This is a genomic window from Tahibacter harae, from assembly GCF_024437735.1.
GTDB classification, from domain to species: domain Bacteria; phylum Pseudomonadota; class Gammaproteobacteria; order Xanthomonadales; family Rhodanobacteraceae; genus Tahibacter; species Tahibacter harae.
Map to the genome: position 1 here is coordinate 1 of NZ_JANFQO010000001.1, position 19,330 is coordinate 19,330.

14 protein-coding genes and 1 pseudogene are annotated in these 19,330 nt (G+C 63.7%); 5 read left to right on the forward strand and 10 right to left on the reverse strand.

Annotated elements, in window-relative coordinates; genetic code table 11:
* Window positions 1–2 precede the first annotated feature (2 nt).
* On the forward strand, window positions 3–95 hold the full coding sequence (locus NM961_RS00005; RefSeq protein WP_255910650.1) for an integrase core domain-containing protein: 93 nt from the start codon (window positions 3–5) through the stop codon (window positions 93–95).
* A gap of 187 nt (window positions 96–282) precedes the next feature.
* Here the strand turns inward: NM961_RS00005 and NM961_RS00010 are convergent, their stop codons facing one another.
* On the reverse strand, window positions 283–2,997 hold the full coding sequence (locus tag NM961_RS00010) for an InlB B-repeat-containing protein (RefSeq protein ID WP_255910071.1): 2,715 nt from the start codon (window positions 2,995–2,997) through the stop codon (window positions 283–285).
* Window positions 2,998–3,245: 248 nt separating this feature from the next.
* Window positions 3,246–4,949 (reverse strand): annotated as a pseudogene (locus NM961_RS00015) (monovalent cation:proton antiporter-2 (CPA2) family protein); the annotation flags it as partial.
* Between the two features lie 907 nt (window positions 4,950–5,856).
* Between NM961_RS00015 and NM961_RS00020 the strand changes: the two are divergent.
* The 3 genes from NM961_RS00020 (at window position 5,857) to NM961_RS00030 (ending at window position 9,335) form a co-directional block, all read left to right on the forward strand.
* On the forward strand, window positions 5,857–7,233 hold the full coding sequence (locus tag NM961_RS00020; RefSeq protein ID WP_343231894.1) for a UvrD-helicase domain-containing protein: 1,377 nt from the start codon (window positions 5,857–5,859) through the stop codon (window positions 7,231–7,233).
* 123 nt (window positions 7,234–7,356) lie between these two features.
* Window positions 7,357–8,142, forward strand: a complete 786-nt coding sequence (locus tag NM961_RS00025) for a hypothetical protein (protein WP_255910075.1) — start codon at window positions 7,357–7,359, stop codon at window positions 8,140–8,142.
* 914 nt (window positions 8,143–9,056) lie between these two features.
* Window positions 9,057–9,335 (forward strand): hypothetical protein, encoded by a 279-nt coding sequence (locus NM961_RS00030; RefSeq protein ID WP_255910077.1) that lies wholly within the window; start codon window positions 9,057–9,059, stop codon window positions 9,333–9,335.
* 113 nt (window positions 9,336–9,448) lie between these two features.
* Here NM961_RS00030 and NM961_RS00035 read toward each other — a convergent pair whose 3' ends face one another.
* Entirely contained in the window at window positions 9,449–10,738 is a 1,290-nt protein-coding gene (locus tag NM961_RS00035) for a TolB-like translocation protein (protein ID WP_255910079.1), read from the reverse strand.
* Between the two features lie 436 nt (window positions 10,739–11,174).
* Window positions 11,175–11,867 (reverse strand): SOS response-associated peptidase family protein, encoded by a 693-nt coding sequence (locus NM961_RS00040; protein WP_255910081.1) that lies wholly within the window; start codon window positions 11,865–11,867, stop codon window positions 11,175–11,177.
* 445 nt (window positions 11,868–12,312) lie between these two features.
* On the opposite strand from NM961_RS00040, the gene NM961_RS00045 reads away from it, so the two are divergent.
* Window positions 12,313–12,780, forward strand: a complete 468-nt coding sequence (locus NM961_RS00045; RefSeq protein WP_255910083.1) for a hypothetical protein — start codon at window positions 12,313–12,315, stop codon at window positions 12,778–12,780.
* 465 nt (window positions 12,781–13,245) lie between these two features.
* Here the strand turns inward: NM961_RS00045 and NM961_RS00050 are convergent, their stop codons facing one another.
* From NM961_RS00050 to NM961_RS00075, 6 genes are read right to left on the reverse strand one after another with little or no spacing between them, the layout of a single operon-like run.
* The gene (locus NM961_RS00050; protein WP_255910085.1) at window positions 13,246–13,626 is read right to left on the reverse strand and encodes a Na+/H+ antiporter subunit G; all 381 of its coding nucleotides are present in this window, start codon (window positions 13,624–13,626) and stop codon (window positions 13,246–13,248) included.
* Entirely contained in the window at window positions 13,623–13,901 is a 279-nt protein-coding gene (locus NM961_RS00055; protein WP_255910087.1) for a K+/H+ antiporter subunit F, read from the reverse strand. The genes NM961_RS00050 and NM961_RS00055 overlap by 4 nt, the downstream gene beginning before the upstream one ends.
* Window positions 13,898–14,395, reverse strand: a complete 498-nt coding sequence (locus NM961_RS00060) for a Na+/H+ antiporter subunit E (protein WP_255910089.1) — start codon at window positions 14,393–14,395, stop codon at window positions 13,898–13,900. Before NM961_RS00060 ends, NM961_RS00055 begins: the two co-directional genes overlap by 4 nt.
* Complete coding sequence (locus NM961_RS00065) at window positions 14,392–16,020, reverse strand: monovalent cation/H+ antiporter subunit D (RefSeq protein ID WP_255910091.1); 1,629 nt, start codon at window positions 16,018–16,020, stop codon at window positions 14,392–14,394. The genes NM961_RS00060 and NM961_RS00065 overlap by 4 nt, the downstream gene beginning before the upstream one ends.
* Window positions 16,017–16,361, reverse strand: a complete 345-nt coding sequence (locus NM961_RS00070; protein WP_255910092.1) for a Na+/H+ antiporter subunit C — start codon at window positions 16,359–16,361, stop codon at window positions 16,017–16,019. The genes NM961_RS00065 and NM961_RS00070 overlap by 4 nt, the downstream gene beginning before the upstream one ends.
* Entirely contained in the window at window positions 16,361–19,258 is a 2,898-nt protein-coding gene (locus NM961_RS00075) for a monovalent cation/H+ antiporter subunit A (RefSeq protein WP_255910093.1), read from the reverse strand. Before NM961_RS00075 ends, NM961_RS00070 begins: the two co-directional genes overlap by 1 nt.
* Window positions 19,259–19,330 lie beyond the last annotated feature (72 nt).

Genomic DNA, 19,330 nt, shown 5'->3' on the forward strand with positions numbered 1-19,330 from the left:
TGATCAGCGATTGGATCCAGTTCTATAACACCCGGCGACCGCATCAGGCGCTGGGCATGAAGACACCCGCTGAGGCGTATCGATTAGCGGCGTGACCTGTGCAGAAACCGCTGGGTCATTACACTACGGTGGTGGCACACGCTGACAACGGCCAATGCGGTGATGCCACCAGCACTGTATCGCGCGTTGCCAGCCAGGCAGTATCGAATACGCCATTGATCTGCAGGCGGCAAAGGCCCAGCTTGCCCGGGCCCCGTCTGCCGAAATGGCGCGATTCGGTCCTCACGGCTTGCAGCCGGCGTCTCGAATGCGCATCGCTGCCTCTCCCGGCAAATCCATCGCCAAGGGTTGCCGTGCGCCTTCGAGCAATACCGCCGGATGGCTGCCAGATCTTGCGACGCCAACAGCGAGCCGCGTACCCGGCTCCGCGTCCGCCCAGGCACCGGCCCGTTCCTCGCCGCGCGCGCTGACCGTCACGAGCCGCACACGCGGAGCACGCTGCAGGTTCAGCCGCTCGACACGGAAACCGCTGCCATCCGCAGCCGAAGCACGCAGCACGGTTTCCACCACCGAACGGGTTCGCGGCAGTACGGGCAACGTGAACAACGGCGTACCTGCATCGAAGAGCTCCGCGACCGAGTCGCCAGCCGAAGCTTCGCATGCGACGAGCAACGGCTTGCCGTCGCCGTTGCCATCACGACTGGATCCGACAACGCTACCCGCGCGATCAACGCCAACACCGTCCATGATCGATTCGAAACCGTCCTGGAACAACGCCAGCGCCGTGCTGTCGCCGGCGCTCTGCGCATCGGCGGTGACCGTGTACTCCACGCTGCCGCCCTGCGCATTCATCAGCACCGGCGCAGTCACTTGCCAGCTCAGGCTCGCTCCCGCCGGCAGAAAAACGGTGTTGTCACTGAGCGGCCCCATACCACTGGCAACGCAGGATGCCCCGTTTCCGGCACCCACGCAGGTCCAGCTCATCTGCGCCGCATCCAGCTGCGGCGGCAGCGCGCCGGTGACGGTGATGGGGCCCGCATCGCCCGTGCCGCTGTTGCTCAGCGTCACCCCGTAGTTCAGCAGTTCGCCGTAGCGGGCGTAGTCGCGGCCGTCGCTGACGCTCAGACTCAGGTCCGGCAACCCGGCAAACGTTGCCGAGCAGATCGTGGGGCCGTCCACCGTGACCGTGGCGCTCGGCGCGGTTCCCGCCGCCGCACAATCATCACCCCAGCTGCCAAAGCGGTAACCCGCATCCGCGGTAGCCGTCAGCGTGACGCTGCTGCCGGTGGGCACACTGGTGGTGCACTGGCCCGCGCTGCAGGCAAAGAAGACGAGGCTGCTGGTCACCAGGCCGTGCGCCGGCGCGGGCGGCAGCGCGAGGGTCAGGCAATCCATGTCCACCGCGGTCTGGGTGGCCTGGGTGCCGGCGGTGGCCGCGTCGCCGTCGGTCAGCGCGCTGACGGGCAGGCCGCTGACGGCGCCGTCGGCGTAGATGTTGCCCTGGTTGGCGATACTCAAATGCACACTGCAGTCGCTGGAATGCTTGACGCGCGCGCGGAACCGCAGCGTGGTCTGCGCGCCGGCAGCGAGCTGCCCGCCCTGCACGGCGTTCGCGCCCTGGCCAAGGCGGAAAACGAGGCTGTTGCTGGAGAGGACGAACTCGGCCTGGTCATCGCCCTGCGCATCGGTCATTGCGCCGACAGTGGCGCCGCCGGTCACTTCCAGCGAACCGGGCACGTATTCCAGCTCCGCCGGCAGCGCATTGGTAAAGCGCAGCGCCTGTGCATCTTCGTCGCCGCTGTTGGTCACGGTCGCGCTGTACTCCAGCACGTCGCCCGGCCGCACGGCGCCGCCGTCGAGATCGGTCACGCGCAGGCTGCTGGTGCCGAAATCCGCGGCCGTGGTCGGAATGGCCGTGACCAGGCTGGCCAGCCAGGCCGTATCGGTCGAGGTTTGCGCAGTCAGGCCGGCGGAAGTCTGGCCGGGACTGAGCAGCGCGCTGACATCGGCCACATCCAGGTCGAGGCCGGACAGGCTGGCGGCCGTGCCGCTGAGCTGTGGGAGGTCGCCGGCCCGACTGACGGCAGCGCCGAGATGGCTGCGCGTGCTGTTGAAGAAATTGTCCGCGGGATTGAGCGCGTTGCTCAGCGCCGTGCCGTTGAACAGCAACTGGTCGCCGCTGACGCTGTCGCCATCCAGCGCCACCACGCCCACGCTGCCGCTGTAGCCAGCGGCGGGCACCTGGAAGCCCGCCACCGAAACCGTCGCCGGCGCGCCGTCGGTAATCAGGTCCAGGCCATCATGAAGGCTGAGCTGGCGCAGGGGTTCGCTGTCCAGCCGGTACAGCACCACCAGCCACCAGCCCGTGGCCGCAGTGCTGTTGTTCAGATTGACGAGGGAAATGGTGTCCACGTCGGAAACGCGGTAGATGCCGCTGCCGGCCTGCTCCACCAGCGCGGTCACATCGGCCACGGCCGTGTAGCTGTTCGGCGCGGCGCGGTACGACTGGACCGCGCTAACCGCTACCGAGAAGGCGCCGGGGCGGTCGAGCGTGACCGCCGTATCCGTGCCGGAGGCCAGGTTGCCGGCCCAGTACAGATAGGCCTGCGTGATCTGCGCGCCGGGCGGGATCTGCAGCACGGCCGAGCTGCGCGCCTGGGCCACGGTGATGCTGGCATTGGCCTGGGCCTGACCAGCGGCGGGCGCATCGGCGCGCCAGAACACATCGGGCGCGCTATCCCCCGTGTTGGTACCGCAGGGGCCAAGGATACCGACCAGCGGCGACGGCATGCCGGGCCCGCAATCCTGCGCCAGCGTGTTGCCGATCAGCAGGAAATTGCCACGCTGCACGACCTGGGTGCGCAGCGCCGGTGCCGCCTGGGCCACGCCGGTGAGCAGAGCCAGCAGGAACACCCGCCGCACAAGCCCCGGGCCGCGGCGCGGCCGCTGGCTGGTGTATGGCGTTTCATCACGAAGATGGCAAAAAGCACGCAGCATGAAGGTTCCCCTGTGAACCTGGTGAAGCACGGAATGATGCCGCCGGCTGTGGCGGAAAACATGGCGGTATGCGGCGATCGCCGAACAGCGCGCCTGCCGCGAAAAGCGGCTCGCACGCGCATTTTTCCGCGCGGGATTCTAAGCGCAAAGCCGCGGCGGAAACTTCGGTTCCGCGACGGCCTGCTTCAGTCCGCGCTACCGGGCTGCTGCTGCGGCTTGCCGCTGAAGAACGCCCTGCCCGCCTGCGGCCCTTCGGCCAGCTCCAGCGCCAGGCGGCGGCGGTCGCGATCGCGCACCTGCGCGTCGATCTCGGCGATCTCCGCTGCCGTCGCGCCGAGTTTTTCCAGCGCCGCCGCCCCCAGCACCAGGGCGGATTCAAACGTCTCGCGCACCTGCAGATCGGCGCCGGCGTGGATAAGCTCCAGGCTGTGGCGGCGGTCATTGGCGCGCGCCAGCACGGGCACCTCGGGGAATTCCGCCTTCAGCAGATGGGTGATGCGCGTGCCGTCCGCCGGCTTGTCCACGCAGACCAGCACCACGCGCGCCCGGCCCGCGCCGGCCGCATGCAGGATATCCAGGCGCGTGCCGTCGCCGTAGTACACATCGAAATCGAACTCGCGCGCGGCGTCGATCATCTCCACATCGTTGTCGATGATGGAAATGTCATAGCCGCGCGCAAACAGGAACTGGCTGGCGATCTGCCCCACTCGCCCGAAGCCGATGACCAGGGCCACGCCCTTCAGGTCCGCCGGCTGCGCATAGCCTTCCGCCGATGGCGTCGCGCCGCGCTGCAACAGGTTCCACAGCGCCACCGCCACCGGCGTCAGCGCCATGGACAGAATGATGATGGCGGTGAGCTGGGCATTTTCCTCCGCAGTGATGATGCCGGCATTGCCCGCCGCGGCGTACAGCACGAAGGCGAACTCGCCGCCCTGGGCCATATACACCGCGCGTCCCAGCGCCTCGCGATGCTGCGAGCGGAACAGCCGCGCCACACCGTAGATCACCAGCCCCTTGACCAGCATGTACGCCGCGACAAAGAACAGGATCAGCCGCCAGCTCGATGCCACCACAGAAAGGTTCAGCGACATGCCCACGGCCAGGAAGAACAGCCCCAGCAACACCCCGCGGAACGGTTCGATATCCACTTCCAGCTGATGGCGGAAACTGGATTCCGACAACAGCACGCCCGCAATGAACGCGCCCATGGCCATCGACAGCCCGCCCAGCTCCATCACATACGCCGCCCCCAGCACCACCAGCAACGCCGCCGCCGTCATCACTTCCCGCGCCCGCGCGTTGGCCAGCAGGCCGAACAACGGATTGAGCAGATAGCGCCCCGCCACCACCAGGCCCACGATGGCGCCGGCGCCTATGCCGATTGCCTTCCAGCTCACACCGCCCTGCGCTGCCGCCCCCGGCGCAATCGGCGCGAGGAAAGCGACCAGCGCCAGCAGCGGCACGATCATCAGGTCTTCCAGCAACAGAATCGCCACGATGCGCTGGCCGCCTTCGGAGGTCAGCTCACCGCGTTCTTCCAGCATCTGCATCACGATTGCTGTGGAGGTCAGCACGAAGCCGGCGCCTGCGACGATGGATCCCGCCGCCGGATAGCCTGACGCGATGCCGATGCACGCCAGCAACACCGAACAGACCAGTACCTGCACCAGCCCAAGGCCGAAGATCTGGTTGCGCATGCGCCAGAGGCGCGAGGGCTGCATCTCCAGGCCGATGATGAAAAGGAACAGGACTACGCCGAGTTCGGCGACGTGGAGCATGGCCGCGGGGTCGGTGAACATGCGTAGGCCGAAGGGGCCTATGGCGATGCCGCCCGCCAGATAGCCCAGCACCGAGCCCAGGCCCAGGCGCTTGAACAGCGGAGCGCCGATCACGGCTGCGCCGAGCAGGGTGATTACGGGGAGGAGGTCGATTCCGTGGGGTTCGGCGGACATGGGGGCCTTGGGTTGGGCTATTCGAGGGTAATATCAGCCAGAAACGTACTCAACATTCGAGGCGGCCAGCCAGGGTAGAGATCAATCGTCGCACTCCCCCGCTTGGCATGCGATGGACTCCAAATGTTGTAGAGCCGAAGCCGCGCCAAAAGGCCGCAGGCCGAAACCGTCAGGATATATCGGACGGCATCTCCTTCGCCTTTGGCAAAACCAGCAACCGCTTGTTGCAACGCACAACGCCAGCCCTGAGAGGTCGATCACTGTGGCAACAGCGATATACCGGGAACGGCACAGAAAACTGGCCCCCTCCGCTTCGCACTAAACAGCATGACCTCCAGAAGCTAGCCAAACCAGCTCTCATCCCAAACGGCAGCTGCTGCGAGGCAGCGCACACAGCGTCCAACTCGGAAAACAATGTCTTACAGTGAATTTTTTGTATTATCGCCGTCACGTCATCGGCAGGCCTTAGGGGAGGCGAAACCGAATGAATGCTACGACACCACGGCCGTTTGTCTCGTGCTCCTTTGAACAGCTAGAAAACCATTTCAAGAAAGCCAAGAAAGCCGGTGATACCGCCGTTCTGCGCGACCTTCAGCACGAACTGACTTTCAGGCACAAGAACCGGCATACACCAGGCTTAGCCGCTCAAGTAGTCGAAGCGCTGAGCTCGCCCCCGCTAACAAACAGAGCGCGAGCGGCAAAAGCTAAACAGTCGCCAGCACTAGAAAAATTAAAGCCGACAGTGCGGATTAGCGCATCGGCTACCCCACTGCCCCCCTCTCCTACCAAACGAACCACCACCGCCCGAACTCAGAAGCCCCCAAGCCCCATACCACGTGGCCGAGCGGGTTTGAGGCCAACTGAGGAACAGCAACAGGCGCTGGATGCCTTCGCACGTGGAGGTAGCATGAAAATCAACGCCTACGCGGGCGCAGGCAAGACATCCACTCTGAAAATGCTGGCCAACAGTACACGACATTGTGGTCAGTACATCGCGTTCAACAAAGCAATCGTCGCAGACACTCAAGGCGGCTTTCCGGCGAACGTCGATTGCTCGACGCTGCACAGCTTGGCCTATCGAGCCATTGCGCCCAGCTACCGTGGCCTTACATCAAAGCTCACTGGAAAGATCAATGCGAACGAACTCGCTCAAGCCTTCGACCTGAAGCAGCAAGCCTTCGGGTCGGATTTGATTCTCGCCCCCCGGTCCCAAGCATTCCTGTTTCTGGATACCGTGCGCAGGTTCGCACAAAGCGCCGAGACAGCCATCCTTCCCGAGCACGTACCCTCACACGGTGCTCTGCGTGCGGCGTCGCCGGCAATAGTCCGGACCGTCCAGGCCTACGCGATAGCCGGCGCACAGAAGCTCTGGGACCGCATGGTAAGTCCCACCGACCTGATGCCGCTTGGTCACGATGGCTACCTCAAACTATGGGCGCTCTCGAGACCCCTCATCGGTGCTGATTTCATACTGCTGGACGAGGCCCAGGACACCAACCCGGTGGTGCTGGGTGTACTGGCGGATCAAGAGGCGCAGATGGTTTACGTAGGCGACAAGTACCAGCAGATTTATGAGTGGCGCGGGGCTGTCAACGCTATGGACACCATCCAGACCGACGCCACCGTTGAGCTGACAATGTCGTTCCGGTTCGGGCAAGCCATAGCTGATCTGGCGTCGAAGGTGCTGCGGCAGCTCGGCGCTACCTCGCCCATCCAAGGCAATCCCAAGGTGCGCAGCCACATCGGAGTAGTGAAGCCGGGCGCTGTGCTAGCTCGATCCAACGCAAGCACAATGAACGCCGTCATCGAAGCCCTGAATTCGGGACAGGCCCCGCATCTAGTTGGCGGCACAAATGAGCTAAAGGCGCTGCTGCGCGGAGTTGTATCGCTGAAAGCTGGACAACCTTGTGACGTTCCCGACTTCTTCGGCTTCACAACCTGGGCGGAGGTCGCAGAATTCGCACGAAGCGAAGAAGGGGCGTACCTACTCACCTTCGTAAACTTGGTCGAATCACTAGGGGAACGTCGGCTCTTGTGGGCTCTGGGCCGCACCGTCGATGAAAATCGCGCTGACCTTATGATTTCCACAGGACACAAAGCCAAGGGGCGGGAATGGAAATCCGTACGGCTTATGGATGACTTTATGCGGAGCAAGCCTACGGCGCTCGATCGGGGGAATTCGGGTCATGACCCAGCTGAGCTTCGGCTGCTCTATGTCGCGCTGACGCGCGCCAAGATTGCGCTGGAAGCGCCCGCATCGATCCTTTCGCTTATTGGCACATGAGAGGACGCCATTTCAATTTTCGACACATCACTACTTTCTGATTGCTTCCGACCATAAACTACGCCAGGTAACACTCAGACATAGATGCAAGAGAATCCAACCTGAGCTCACTATTCACCTGCCATGTACGACCCAACTATTGCCAATAAAATCATTGAAAGTAGCGGAAATTCCCTTCACTCGCGTGTTGCAGCATGGTTTAAAAACAATGACTGGAGTCTACTAGTCAGCCCTTACTACGTCGATCAATCGCAAAACAAGGCGCGCGAGATCGATCTTATTGTGGAGAAAGCTGTTCCTGTATTAGACAGGTGGAACGAAAGACATAAGGGATACGTCGTAGTTCGACTTTATGTTGAATGCAAGTACATTTACTCTCACTCCGTATTCTGGTTTGCCGACAAGGATAAGCTCGCAGCCGAACAGCTTGTGCTTAGCACCGGAGCTTTTGCTGCCGATGGTACTCAAACAAAAAACCACCACTATCTTTCTACGTGCCCACAAGTCGCCAAGGTTTTTGCGACGGAAGCGAAGTCCCAAGAGCAAGAGCCGTTCTACAAGGCTTTGAGCCAAGTCCTAGGCGCCCACGTCTCAATGCATAGTCGCCCTTCGTTTGCGCTATCAATTCGCAGGCCAGAGCTCGACGCACCGCGCCGCCTTGACTTTCCAGTTGTAGTTTGTAGCAATTTCACAAAACTGCACAGAACTGATTTTTTCCTAGAATCTGCGCCGTCTGGCATAGAAGACAATTTTCAGATTGAAGTGCAGTATGCCTACCCAGATGGCGACCGCAACCGCTCACGTTACTTTCTCATCGACGTAATTGAATTTGACCGACTGAGAGAATTTTGCGATCTAATAATGCATGACGCTGCTGTTGCAGCCGAGTTCTTTACATCACAGCGCTGATCGAACTGACACTCATTAAAATTTTTATATAAAATTAATTATGCGTTATATTTATATATATAGCGCAAAATCATGCGCACATCAGGGATGACCTGAACAAATCCGACCTAATTACACTGAGATGGCCCCAGCCAAACCAGAGCACGTGCGATGAACCAAATAAGTTTCGGATAGCGAGTGCGCAAGCGAAAGCGCACACATCGAGAAACGTTTCTGTGGGAAGTCCGGCAGGTGATTCCGTGGGCGACTGCAAAAGCCGCCGAACTGGCACCGCTCAAACGGAACGCCCGATTCAACAACTTTCGATTGCTGGGACAGATCGGCAAAGTTCCGTCGGTAGAAGCTGAAGCTGCCTATTATCGACAATTCCACGAGTTCGCCACGGCAGCGTGCCTCACGCCAACGAGCCCACCGAATTGCCGGAGCGGTTCACGCCCCATCAACCATATGCAGCGGCGAATGGAGCTTATCCAAACTGCATACCTGATGCATCGACCACGCGGATTTCCTCGAGAGCAGACTACAAACGGGACATAACCATACCCTTGACGTGGCTCCCACCGAAGTAAACAATCCGCATGTTGTCGCCAATTCGGCAACCGGGCTTGGCAGCCCGAATCTACGGTGCACACAGCGCCGCACCGAACATCGGCGTTTTTTTTCGCCCGAAGTTTGTGCAGCGCCGTCTGCCGCTTTCTGGCGGCGGTGTGTGGGGAGCCGCGAGGCTCGCCGGTCCGTAGCCGGTCTGCCAACCCGCACACCGTTCGCCACCCTTTTCGCATCCGTCTCGGGTGGCGACTCCATACAAAGGGAGTTGACCATGGAAGACCGGTACGCACGTTCCCGAGCCACTAGCCAACGCTCGGCGCCCTCCTCCGCCCCTGCTGTGGTGTTTGCCTCGGGAGGGCTGCGCCATGTCTGAGCACGGCTCGTTCTACCCCATCGCCCGCTTCGTCGAAAACGCGGATCCGGTGCTGTTCGTCTTCGCCACGGATACGCCGGCCCAGCGCAGAGCCCTGCGTGACGAGATGGTGGCGCGGCTGACGGCCATCGCGGAACTCAGCGAGGCGCTGACGTACGCGCAGTTGGAGTCGCCGGACCCGCGCTCGCACTGCGGCTTTCTCGATTGCGTGGCGATCCTGTCGCGCGATGTGCGGGGCATGCTGGAAGCCAGTTTCCGTACCGGTCCCTGAGTGAGGACGGCCGGGGCGGCATCGCGCCGCCCCGGTATTTCTTCGGCGCCGTCGAAAGTGCCACGGGTTGGCATCTTCCGATGCCGTTCGAATCTGGCCCGGGTGCCGGCCAATCACGGGCTCTCGAAACCACTTGCAAAAATAGTGTCACCCGGAGCGAGAGACGCCGCCAGAAAGTAATTCGGAACACCAGATCCGCTGCTGGGATTCGCATACCACGCAACCCTATTGTTCGCCATCCTGGGAAAGCTCCAGCGGCCATTGGAGCCACTGTAGTTGGTGATCTGTGTGGTGACGCCAGCAATAGCGTCGTAGATGAAGTAATTAGGCAACCCTGTTCCGCTGGTGGGATTGGCGTACCACGCGACTTTATTGTCCGCAGTTGCCGGATCGCTCCAGCGACCGTTGAAGCCGCTGTAGCTGGTGATTTGCGTGGTAATGCCAGAAACAGCATCATAGATGAAGTAATTGGGCACGGCTGTTCCGCTGGCGGGATTCGCGTACCAGACCACTTTGTTGCCGGCGATTGCCGGATCGCTCCAGCGGCCGTTGAAGCCACTGTAGTTTGTGATCTGCTTGGTGACGCCGGAAACGGTGTCATAGATGAAGTAGTTCGGCACTCCCGTTCCGCTGCTTGGGTTCGCGTACCAGACTACTTTGTTACCCGCAATCGCCGGATCGCTCCAGCGGCCGTTTCCACCGCTATAGTGAGTGATCTGCGTGGTAATACCGGAAGTGACGTCGTAGACGAAGTAGTTGGGCAACTGCGTGCTGCTGGTGGGATTGGCGTACCAGACCACTTTATTGCCCGAAATTGCCGGATCGCTCCAACGACCGTTGAAGCCGCTGTAATTGGTGATCTGCGTCGTGACGCGAGAAATGGCGTCATAGATGAAGTAGTTCGGCACTCCCGTTCCGCTGGTGGGGTTCGCGTACCAAACCACTTTATTGCCCGAAGTCGCCGGAAGGCTCCAGCGGCCATTGCCGCCGCTGTAGTTGGTGATTTGCCTGGTCACGCCGGAGACGGCGTCATAGATGAAGTAGTTCGGCACTCCACTTCCACTGGTGGGATTCGCGTACCAGACTACTTTGTTACTCGAAACCACAGGGGCGCCCCAGCGGCCATTGGCGCCGCTGTAGCTAGTGATCTGCGTGGTGGTGCCGGAAACAGCGTCATAGATGAAGTAGTTGGGCAACCCTATTCCACTGGTGGGATTCGCGTACCAGACCACCTTATTTCCCGCAATTGCAGGATCGCTCCAGCGACCATTGCCGCCGCTGTAATTGGTGAGCTGGTGGACTTCAAAACCACCAGCGAATACGTGAGGCCCGAGCAGAAAACCCAGGACAAGTGCCGATTCTGTCTTCCTCGGCACAGCGAATAAAACGAGTGAGAAAGACATCGTGTCGGCTCCCGAACCGAGGCTGGTTTGCCTGTGACTCTAGCCGAGGAGAGTCGCCGGGTGAAATGGCAGCCCTGTCTGCCAGCCGATCGCAGGTCAGCAGAAGCGGGGACGGCTCGACGCTCTTTTGGATACCTTGAGAAGGTGCCCCTAAGTGCAGGAAATATGGGCGTGCACCGCATTGCAGCGGTCCAGATTGATTTCAACTGATGCCCCGGCAATGCGGATCACTGATGTCGCCTCCCAGCTACAATGCAATTCCTGAACGAGCGTATCCAGGCGTGGACTTCAACGTGCGCCGTAACCGGGTTGGCAGTACCACTGTCGAAGTGGATGGACTTGGTCTATCAAACACACCCGAGTTGATCTCTTTCCCGCTAAAGACGACCGGTTGCATAAGACACGCAGTAAAAGGCCTATCCACCACTTGGCCCACTCAGCTCGCCAGCTCCGTATCGACGTACCCCGGCCCATAAAAGGCCTCGTCCCCGGTACCTGCAGTCCGCACCGCGTTGGCAACCACACGCATGTTCGGTGACCTGAGCATTCCCCGGGCCTCGCCCGGTGAACAGCGCAGCCAGCGGGCGCGGTCTTCCAGGCGCACCACGACCGGAACGCGCGTGCCGTTGTAGGGGTCGACGGATTTGGTGCGGTAGAACACACCGAAGGTAATGACCGCCTTGCCGTTGACGACGACCAAGTTGCACAGGCCAGCGAAGGTGACAGGGGCGGTTTCAGGCTGGAAGGACAGCACCGAGAAGGAACCGGTCGCGGTCCAGCCGGTGGCGGGGATCAGGCAACGCCGCGGTGGCTGGTCGGCCGCCCATAGCTCGCCGGTAACGCTGGAGCCGGGAACCATCTCCGCATCCAGCAGCCCGTGGCGCGCGGCCACCTCGCGGCGCTCGCCCGCGGCGGCCCAGCTGGGCACCAATCCCCATACGGCCGGCACGATGTCCACGTCGGTCATGGTGCGGACCAGGATGCGGGCGCGGCGCAGTGGCCGCACCACCCGGCGGGAAGCGGGCTGCAGGTGGGCGATGACCGCATCCCACAGCCGCACGGTGCGGGTCGGGTCGTTGGCGGGCGGCGGGTCGATCCAGAAGCTGTCCATGGCGGAGAGTACGTACATTTGTACGGGTCCGTAGGGTACGCCGGCAGGTGGTACGGGAAACGTTACAAGCTGTTGCGGCACCCGACCGAGGCGCAAGCTGAATGCCCCGCCGGGGAGCGGGCCTGGCGTACGGCGGACGGCCGCGCATTGGCCCGGCCAGGGCTGCCCACGGGGTCCTGGGCCATCCCACACAGGAGCGGGCGCTTCCGCCCGGACATCCCTTCAGACCCCACCGCCTTCCGACGCGCCCGGCCGTGGCGGGTGCAGGGCGCTTCCAGCCCGTCATCAGGCGCCCTTGGTGCCGGAGCGTGCCCTACCTCCGTAGCGCCTGCACGCGGTGTCAATAGCACCTTTGTACATAATGCAACACACTTGCAAAGTCGCTAATTTCCTTACCCGGCGATGCGCAGGAGCGTAAGCCTGAGCTGCGCGGTGCACCGCCGCTACGTCAACGGAAGGACTTATGGCACAGAACCTGATCTCTCTCACCCTTTCCGACGCCGACCTGGCCGCCATCGATGGCGCGCTGGCCACGCTGGAAGAAAAGTTCGTACCCCTGATTTCCCTGCAACCCGGCGAAGTTCGCGCCCTGGCCAAGATGGGCGACAAATCCGAAGCCTTTTGCCGGCAGACACTGACCATCCTCGAACAGAACCCGCAGGTGGTTCCGCCCAGCCTGAACGTGGCCGAGGCCCAGGCCGACCTGCGCGCTGTCGACCAGTTGCGTCCGCGCATGGCGCGCCTGGAACGGCTGAGCAAACGCGCTGACGACACGGTTATCGCGCTGGGCAGCGACATCCTCACCGCCGCGCTGGAGGGTTACGCCCTGCTCCGCGTCTCCGGCAAAGGACAGGGCCTGGAAAGCCTGCGCCAGGGATTGTCGGCACGCTTTGCCAAGAACCGGCGCGCGGCGGATCCTGAGCCGGCCTGATGGCGGTTCATCTGCATCCAAAAGGCCCCGCAATTGCGGGGCTTTCTGTTGCCCGGCCTCCGGAAACGCAATCCACTGACACCCGGGGCACGCGCGTTCGCTGGCGGCGACCGGCGGCAAATTGCGCTTCCACGCTTCCGGGTTGGTCGCCCAGGTGGATTCAGGCAGCAACGCCCGAAAACCACGCAGCGACGAGTGCCATTCAGCCATGAATGACTGAAATTCAGTCTCCGCCCACCCCGATTCAGACGCGCCTGTGCGGCGCAGCTGTCCGCGTTGATTGATTTTCAGCCGCCGGCCGCCTGGCATCACGCAACAGCGGACAAGCGCCGCTCATCCACGGCTGAATATGGGTCATGCGCGCCTGGAATTCAGCCGCCAGCGGCTGCTACGCCGTGTCGGATGAGTAGTTGGCGCACAAGGCCCTATCGGCGACACCGCGGCAAACATGCCGCCCCCACGCCGTCAGCTTTCTTCGCCGCCCGGCTTGGACTCCGGCGCAGTACGTTGAGCCAGCGTCGGCGGCACATCGCCACCGCCGGCGATTCGTCCGCGGAACAGGGATACGCGCGCGAGCACTACCGTCGTCACCGGGACGGTGACGGACAGCAGCAATGGTATCAGCAGTGGGTGTAGGGCCAGCCGTTTTTCCAGAAAGGAGTAGTACAGCGCGGCGGCAAGGCCTACGCACCAGCTGCCCAGGGTGTAGGCAAGCGCCGGTGGATGCATGCGGCCGAAGAAATCGGGCAGCCGCGCAAACCCGATCGCCGAGACCAATACGAAGAGTCCACTGAGGATCAGCAGGCCCGCAGCGAGCGCCTCGATCCAGAAAGCGCCGGCGCTCATTCGATCACCTCGCCGCGCAGGATGAACTTGGCCATGGCCAGGGTGCTGACGAAGCCGAACAAGGTAATGGCCAGCGCAATCTCGAAATAGTGATCGCTCTGGTGGCTCATTCCGATCACCATTACGACGAGGATGGCGTGGAAATAGAGCAAGTCCAGGGCAAAGACCCGGTCCTGCGCGCGCGGGCCGCGCACGAGGCGGAACAGGACGAGCACTGACGCCAGCGCGTAGCAGCCGAGTGCGAACGGGATGGCGAAGGAGAGCAGCGTGCTCACTCGAAGATCTCCCGGAGCGGCTGTTCGTAGCGCGCCTTGAACTGCAGGACGAAATCGCTTTCCTCCTGAACATCCCAGACGTGCAGCAGCAAGGCGCTGCGGTCGGCCGCGAGTTCCGACCACACCGTGCCCGGCACGATGGTGGTAACCAGCGCCAGGGCGGCCAGGCCGAGCGGGTCGCGCAGGTCCAGCGGTATCACGACGAAGCGCGACGCGGGCTTGCGCCAGCGCCAGCGGATGACGTCCCTGGCCACCGCGACGTTGGATACGACTACGTCTCCGGCGACGCGCGCGATGAAGCGCAGCGCCACCGCAGGCCGGCGCAGGCGGATCCCGCTCAGTTGCAGCTTCGGGAACAGATGCGGAATGCCCAGGGCCAGCAGCAGGCCCAGGCTGAACTGGCCGGGCGTCACCGTTCGCGCCAGAACCAGCCACGTACCCAGCAACATGCCGGAAAGCCAGGGCGCGGGAAGCAGGGTGTTCAGCAGCCTCATGGCGGCAATGCTCCGCTGGGGTCCGCGGCCGCAGGGCCCGGCCGGGCATGGGCTTGCAGCACCGCGTCAATGTAGAGGCGCGGCGCTTCCAGCGTTGCCGCGGTGGCGGCGGCGTAGCGCATTACCGGCTCCGCGAACACCGACAGCACGCAGCCCGCGGCGATCATCAGCGCGATGGCGCCGCCTTCCGCGGCGCGCAAATGCGGCGCGACCTGCCCGCCCCTGGACCAGAAATGCCGGATGCCGGCCCGCGCCAGGGCGATGGTGCTGAACAAGCCCGACAGCAGCAGCAAGGCGATCAGCACCCACGCGGCACGGGATATGCCGCCCTCGGTGTCTGCGGCGGCGGACAGCAGGGCGACTTTCGCCAGGAATCCCGACAAGGGCGGCAACCCGGCCACAAGCAGCGCGCTCGCAATGAAGGCCAGGCCGAGCAAGGCCAGGGAGACCGGGAAAACGCGGCCGATCAGCGGCAGCTGGTCATCGTCGAGATTGTCGTCTTCTTCCGGCGTCGTATCGGGTTCGGGATCGGGCGCACTGCTCCCGGCGCCGCTGCGCCTGACGAGTTCGACCAGCAGGAAAAGCGCGCTTGCCGAGAGCGTGGCGCTGACCAGGTAGAACAGCGCGGCCGCGACGAGCGCGGTCGAATGCATGCCGAGGGCGGCCATCAGCACGCCCGCGCTGGCAATCACGGAAAACGCGGCGATCCGCTCCAGGCGGATCGACGCCACCAGCCCGGCGCTGCCGAGGGCGAGCGTCAACAGCCCGCCCGCCAGCAGTACGCCGCCGCCGAAGTACGCGGAAGCCCCGGCGTCGGCGGAAAACAGCAGGGTCCACAGCCGCAACACGGCGTAGAAGCCGACCTTGGTCATCAGCACGAACAGCGCCGCGACCGGCGCGCCGGCCGCGGTATAGGCGGGAACCAGCCATGCATTCAACGGCCAGATGGCGCCCTTGATCAGGAACGCCACGGCCAGGATGGCGGCGCTGGCGTGCAGCAATCCGCGATCCCGTTCCGGCACCAGCGGCAGCTTGTCGGCGATGTCGGCCATGGAAAGCGTGCCCATGACACCGTACAGAACGGCCAGGCCGATCAGGAAAAGGGACGAAGCCAGCAGGTTCACCGCAATGTAGTGCATGCCCGAACGCACCCGGGTCCAGCCGGATCCGTGCAGCTGCAGCCCGTACGACGCCGCGAGCAGCACTTCGAAAAACACAAACAGGTTGAACAGGTCGCCGGTGAGGAACGCACCGTTGAGGCCGAGCAGCTGCATCTGGAACAGCGGATGGAAATAGCTGCCGGCGCGGGACCATCCGGCTTCGGCGTACAGCGCCGCGCCGGTGCTGACCAGGCCAACCAGCACGAGCATCAGCACGGAAAGCCGGTCCGCGACCAGTACGATGCCGAACGGCGCCTGCCAGTTCGAGGCCAGGTATACCGCGACGCCGCCGGATTCGACCTCACGCAGCAGCAAGGCCGCGACGATCAGGCCCGCGCCGGTGGCCGCCACGTTGATCAGCGAACGCAACCGGCCCCGCTTTCCGCCGATCAGCAGCAGGACTGCCGCCGATACCAGCGGCAGGAGCACGGGCGCGATCATCAAGGCGGGCATGAGCGTCGTCACGGCGTGTCCTGTTCGCCGTCGACATGGTCGGTTCCGCTGAGGCCGCGCGCGGCCAGCAGCACGACCAGGAACAAGGCCGTTGTCGCAAACCCGATCACGATCGCTGTCAACACCAGCGATTGGGGCATGGGATCGGTGTAGTGCTCAAGATTGGCCGGCAGGCCGGGCACGACCAGGGGCGGCTTGTCGATGACCAGGCTGCCCATGCTGAAAATGAAAAGGTTCACGGCGTAGGACAGCAGCGCCAGCCCGAGCACGACCTGGAACGTCCGCGGTCGCAGCACCAGCCAGATGCCGGAACCGGCGAGCACACCGATGACCAGGGCGAGCAGGACTTCCATCAGCGGGCCTCCGTCATGGGTGCCGCGGGTTTGCGGTGACCGCGAATGGACTGGTGGGCGAGCGCGATCAGGATCAGCAGCGTGGCACCCACTACGACGGCGAGCACACCCAGATCGAAGAATGTCGCACTCGGCAGATGGACTTCGCCCAGCCACGGCAGGTTCATGTGCAGGCTGTGGGTGGTCAGGAACGGATAGCCGAGCACGACGGCGCCCAACCCTGTGGCCGCGGCGAGCAGCAGGCCCACGGCGATCCAGCGCGCCGGCCGCAGCCCCGTGCGGGCTTCCACCCAGCGCGTTCCGGACACCAGGTATTGCAGCAGCAGCGTGATCGCCACGATCAGGCCAGCCACGAAACCGCCGCCGGGTTCGTTGTGCCCGCGCAGGAAGAAATGCGCTGCGACCAGCAGACCCAGCGGCAGCAGCAGGCGCGCGATTACCGCGGGCACCAGCAGATAGCCGCCGGCATCTTCATCGCGGCTCGGCGGCATCAGGTCGGGGTCGCGGTCGGCGGAAACGGCGCGCTGCTGCTGGGGCTGGGCGACGCTTTCCGGCGATGGCCGGAAACGGCGCAGCAGCGCGTAGACGGTCAGCGCGACGGCACCCAGAACGGTGATTTCACCGAGCGTATCCAGGGCGCGGAAATCCACCAGCATGACGTTGACCACATTGGTGCCGCCGCCGTCGGGCAGCGCGCGGTCGAGGAAGAACGGCGAGATGCTGTTCGGCGCGGGCCGGGTCAGCAGGGCGAACGACAGCGCGGCCAGACCACTGCCGCCCAGCACCGCCAGGAGCAAGTCCCGGCCGCGCCGGGTGCGGTCCTTCCAGCCTATGCGGTCTGGCTGTTGCTGGTTGCGCATGGGCATCCAGCGCAGACCAAGCAGCAGCAGCGTGGTGGTGACTACTTCCACCACGATCTGGGTCAAGGCCAGATCAGGTGCCGAAAACCATGCGAAGGTCAGGCAGGTCACCAGGCCTGCGCCGCCCATCAGGGTAGTGGCGACGAGCCGGTGGTATTTCGCCATGGACGCCGCGCCGATCGCGCACACCATGCCGATGATCCACAGCAGCACGAACGGGTGCGACGGCGGCAACCGCGCGCGGTCGCCCCACTCCAGCGGCACCGTGCGCACGGCGAGCACGGCCAGAACCAATGCGGTGGCAATCACCACGAACAACTGTGGCTGCAGACGCTGGGTGCTGGCCACGCGAAGCAGCGCGCGCGCCCCGCGGGTCACGCCCAGCAGCGCGCGCTCGAACAGGCGATGGCCGTCAAAGCGGGAAACGATGGGCGCGTTCTGCAAGCGGCCTCGCGCCTGCTGCGCGCGCAGCCAGAAATAACCCGCGACACCGCCGACCACCGCCACGACGCTCATGACCAGCGGCAGGGAAAAGCCATGCCACACGGCCAGGCTGTACTCGGGCAGCACTCCGCCGACCACCGGCCGTGCCGCCGCCGCGAGCGATGGTCCTATCGAAATCGCCGGAACGATGCCGACAATGAGGCAGATCAGCACCAGGAACTGCACCGGCACGCGCATCCAGCGCGGCGCCTCTTCCGGCTCCCGCGGCAGATCCGTCGATAACTCCCCGAAAAATATGTCGTAGCCGAAGCGGAGCGAGTAGACGACCGCAAAAATCGCCGCGACCATGGCCAGCACGGGCAGGACCCATCCCACCGATGGCTGTGCGGACAGGAACACCGTTTCCGCGAAGAACATTTCCTTCGACAGGAACCCGTTGAGAAGCGGCACGCCGGCCATGGCGCCGGTGGCCACGAGCGCGAGCACGCCGGTGCGCGGCATCACCTTGATCAGACCGTTGAGGCGGCGGATATCGCGCGTACCCGTCTCGTGATCGACGATGCCGGCCGCCATGAAGAGCGAGGCCTTGAAGGTCGCGTGATTGATGATGTGGAAGACGCCGGCCACGGCCGCGAGCGGGCTGTTGAGGCCGAACAGCAAGGTGATCAGACCCAGGTGGCTGATCGTCGAATAGGCCAGGAGCCGCTTGAGGTCGTGCTGGAACATGGCCGTGTAGGCGCCGAGCACCAAGGTCACGGCGCCGGTGCCGCCGACGAGCCAGAACCATAGCTCGGTACCCGACAGCACCGGCCAGAACCGCGCCAGCAGGAAGACGCCTGCCTTGACCATGGTGGCCGAATGCAGATAGGCCGATACCGGCGTCGGCGCGGCCATGGCGCGCGGCAGCCAGAAATGGAAGGGGAACTGCGCACTCTTGGTGAATGCACCGAGCAGGATCAGGACCAGCGTCAGCGGATACAGTGCATGAGCGCGGATGCGATCGCCCGCCGCAAGCACCGCGTCGAGATCGAAACTGCCGGCGATTTCCCCGAGCAGAATCACGCCGGCCAGCAGGCACAGCCCGCCCGAACCGGTGACAATGAGCGCCATGCGCGCCCCACGCTGCGCATCGGTGCGGTGATGCCAGTAGCCGATCAGAAGGAACGACACCAGACTGGTCAGCTCCCAGAACACCACGAGCTGCACCAGGTTGCCCGACAGCACGACGCCGAGCATCGCGCCCATGAATGCCAGGAACAGCGCGTAGAAGCGCGCCACCGGATCATCCGGCGACATGTAGTAGCGGGCGTACAGACATACCAGCACGCCGATCACGGCGACAATGACAGCGAACATCCAGGCGAACCCGTCCAGGCGCAGGACGAGGTCGATACCCAATGATGGAACCCAGGCCAGCGTCTGCCGGATGACACCGCCATCCCGCACCTGGGGAAACAGGGCGATGACCCAGGCCGCGGTAGCCGCCGCTACGGCCCCCGCCGTGCCGGCAAGCACGGTGCGGGCGCGCGTCGGCAGAAACACCGTGAGCAGGCTGCCGAGGAAAGGCAGTAGCAGCAGCAGGAAGAGTGTCATGACCTCACTTTAGCCAAGTGCTTCGCCATGGACAAACCAGGGAGCGTGCACCCGCCGCCGATGCACGCCGGC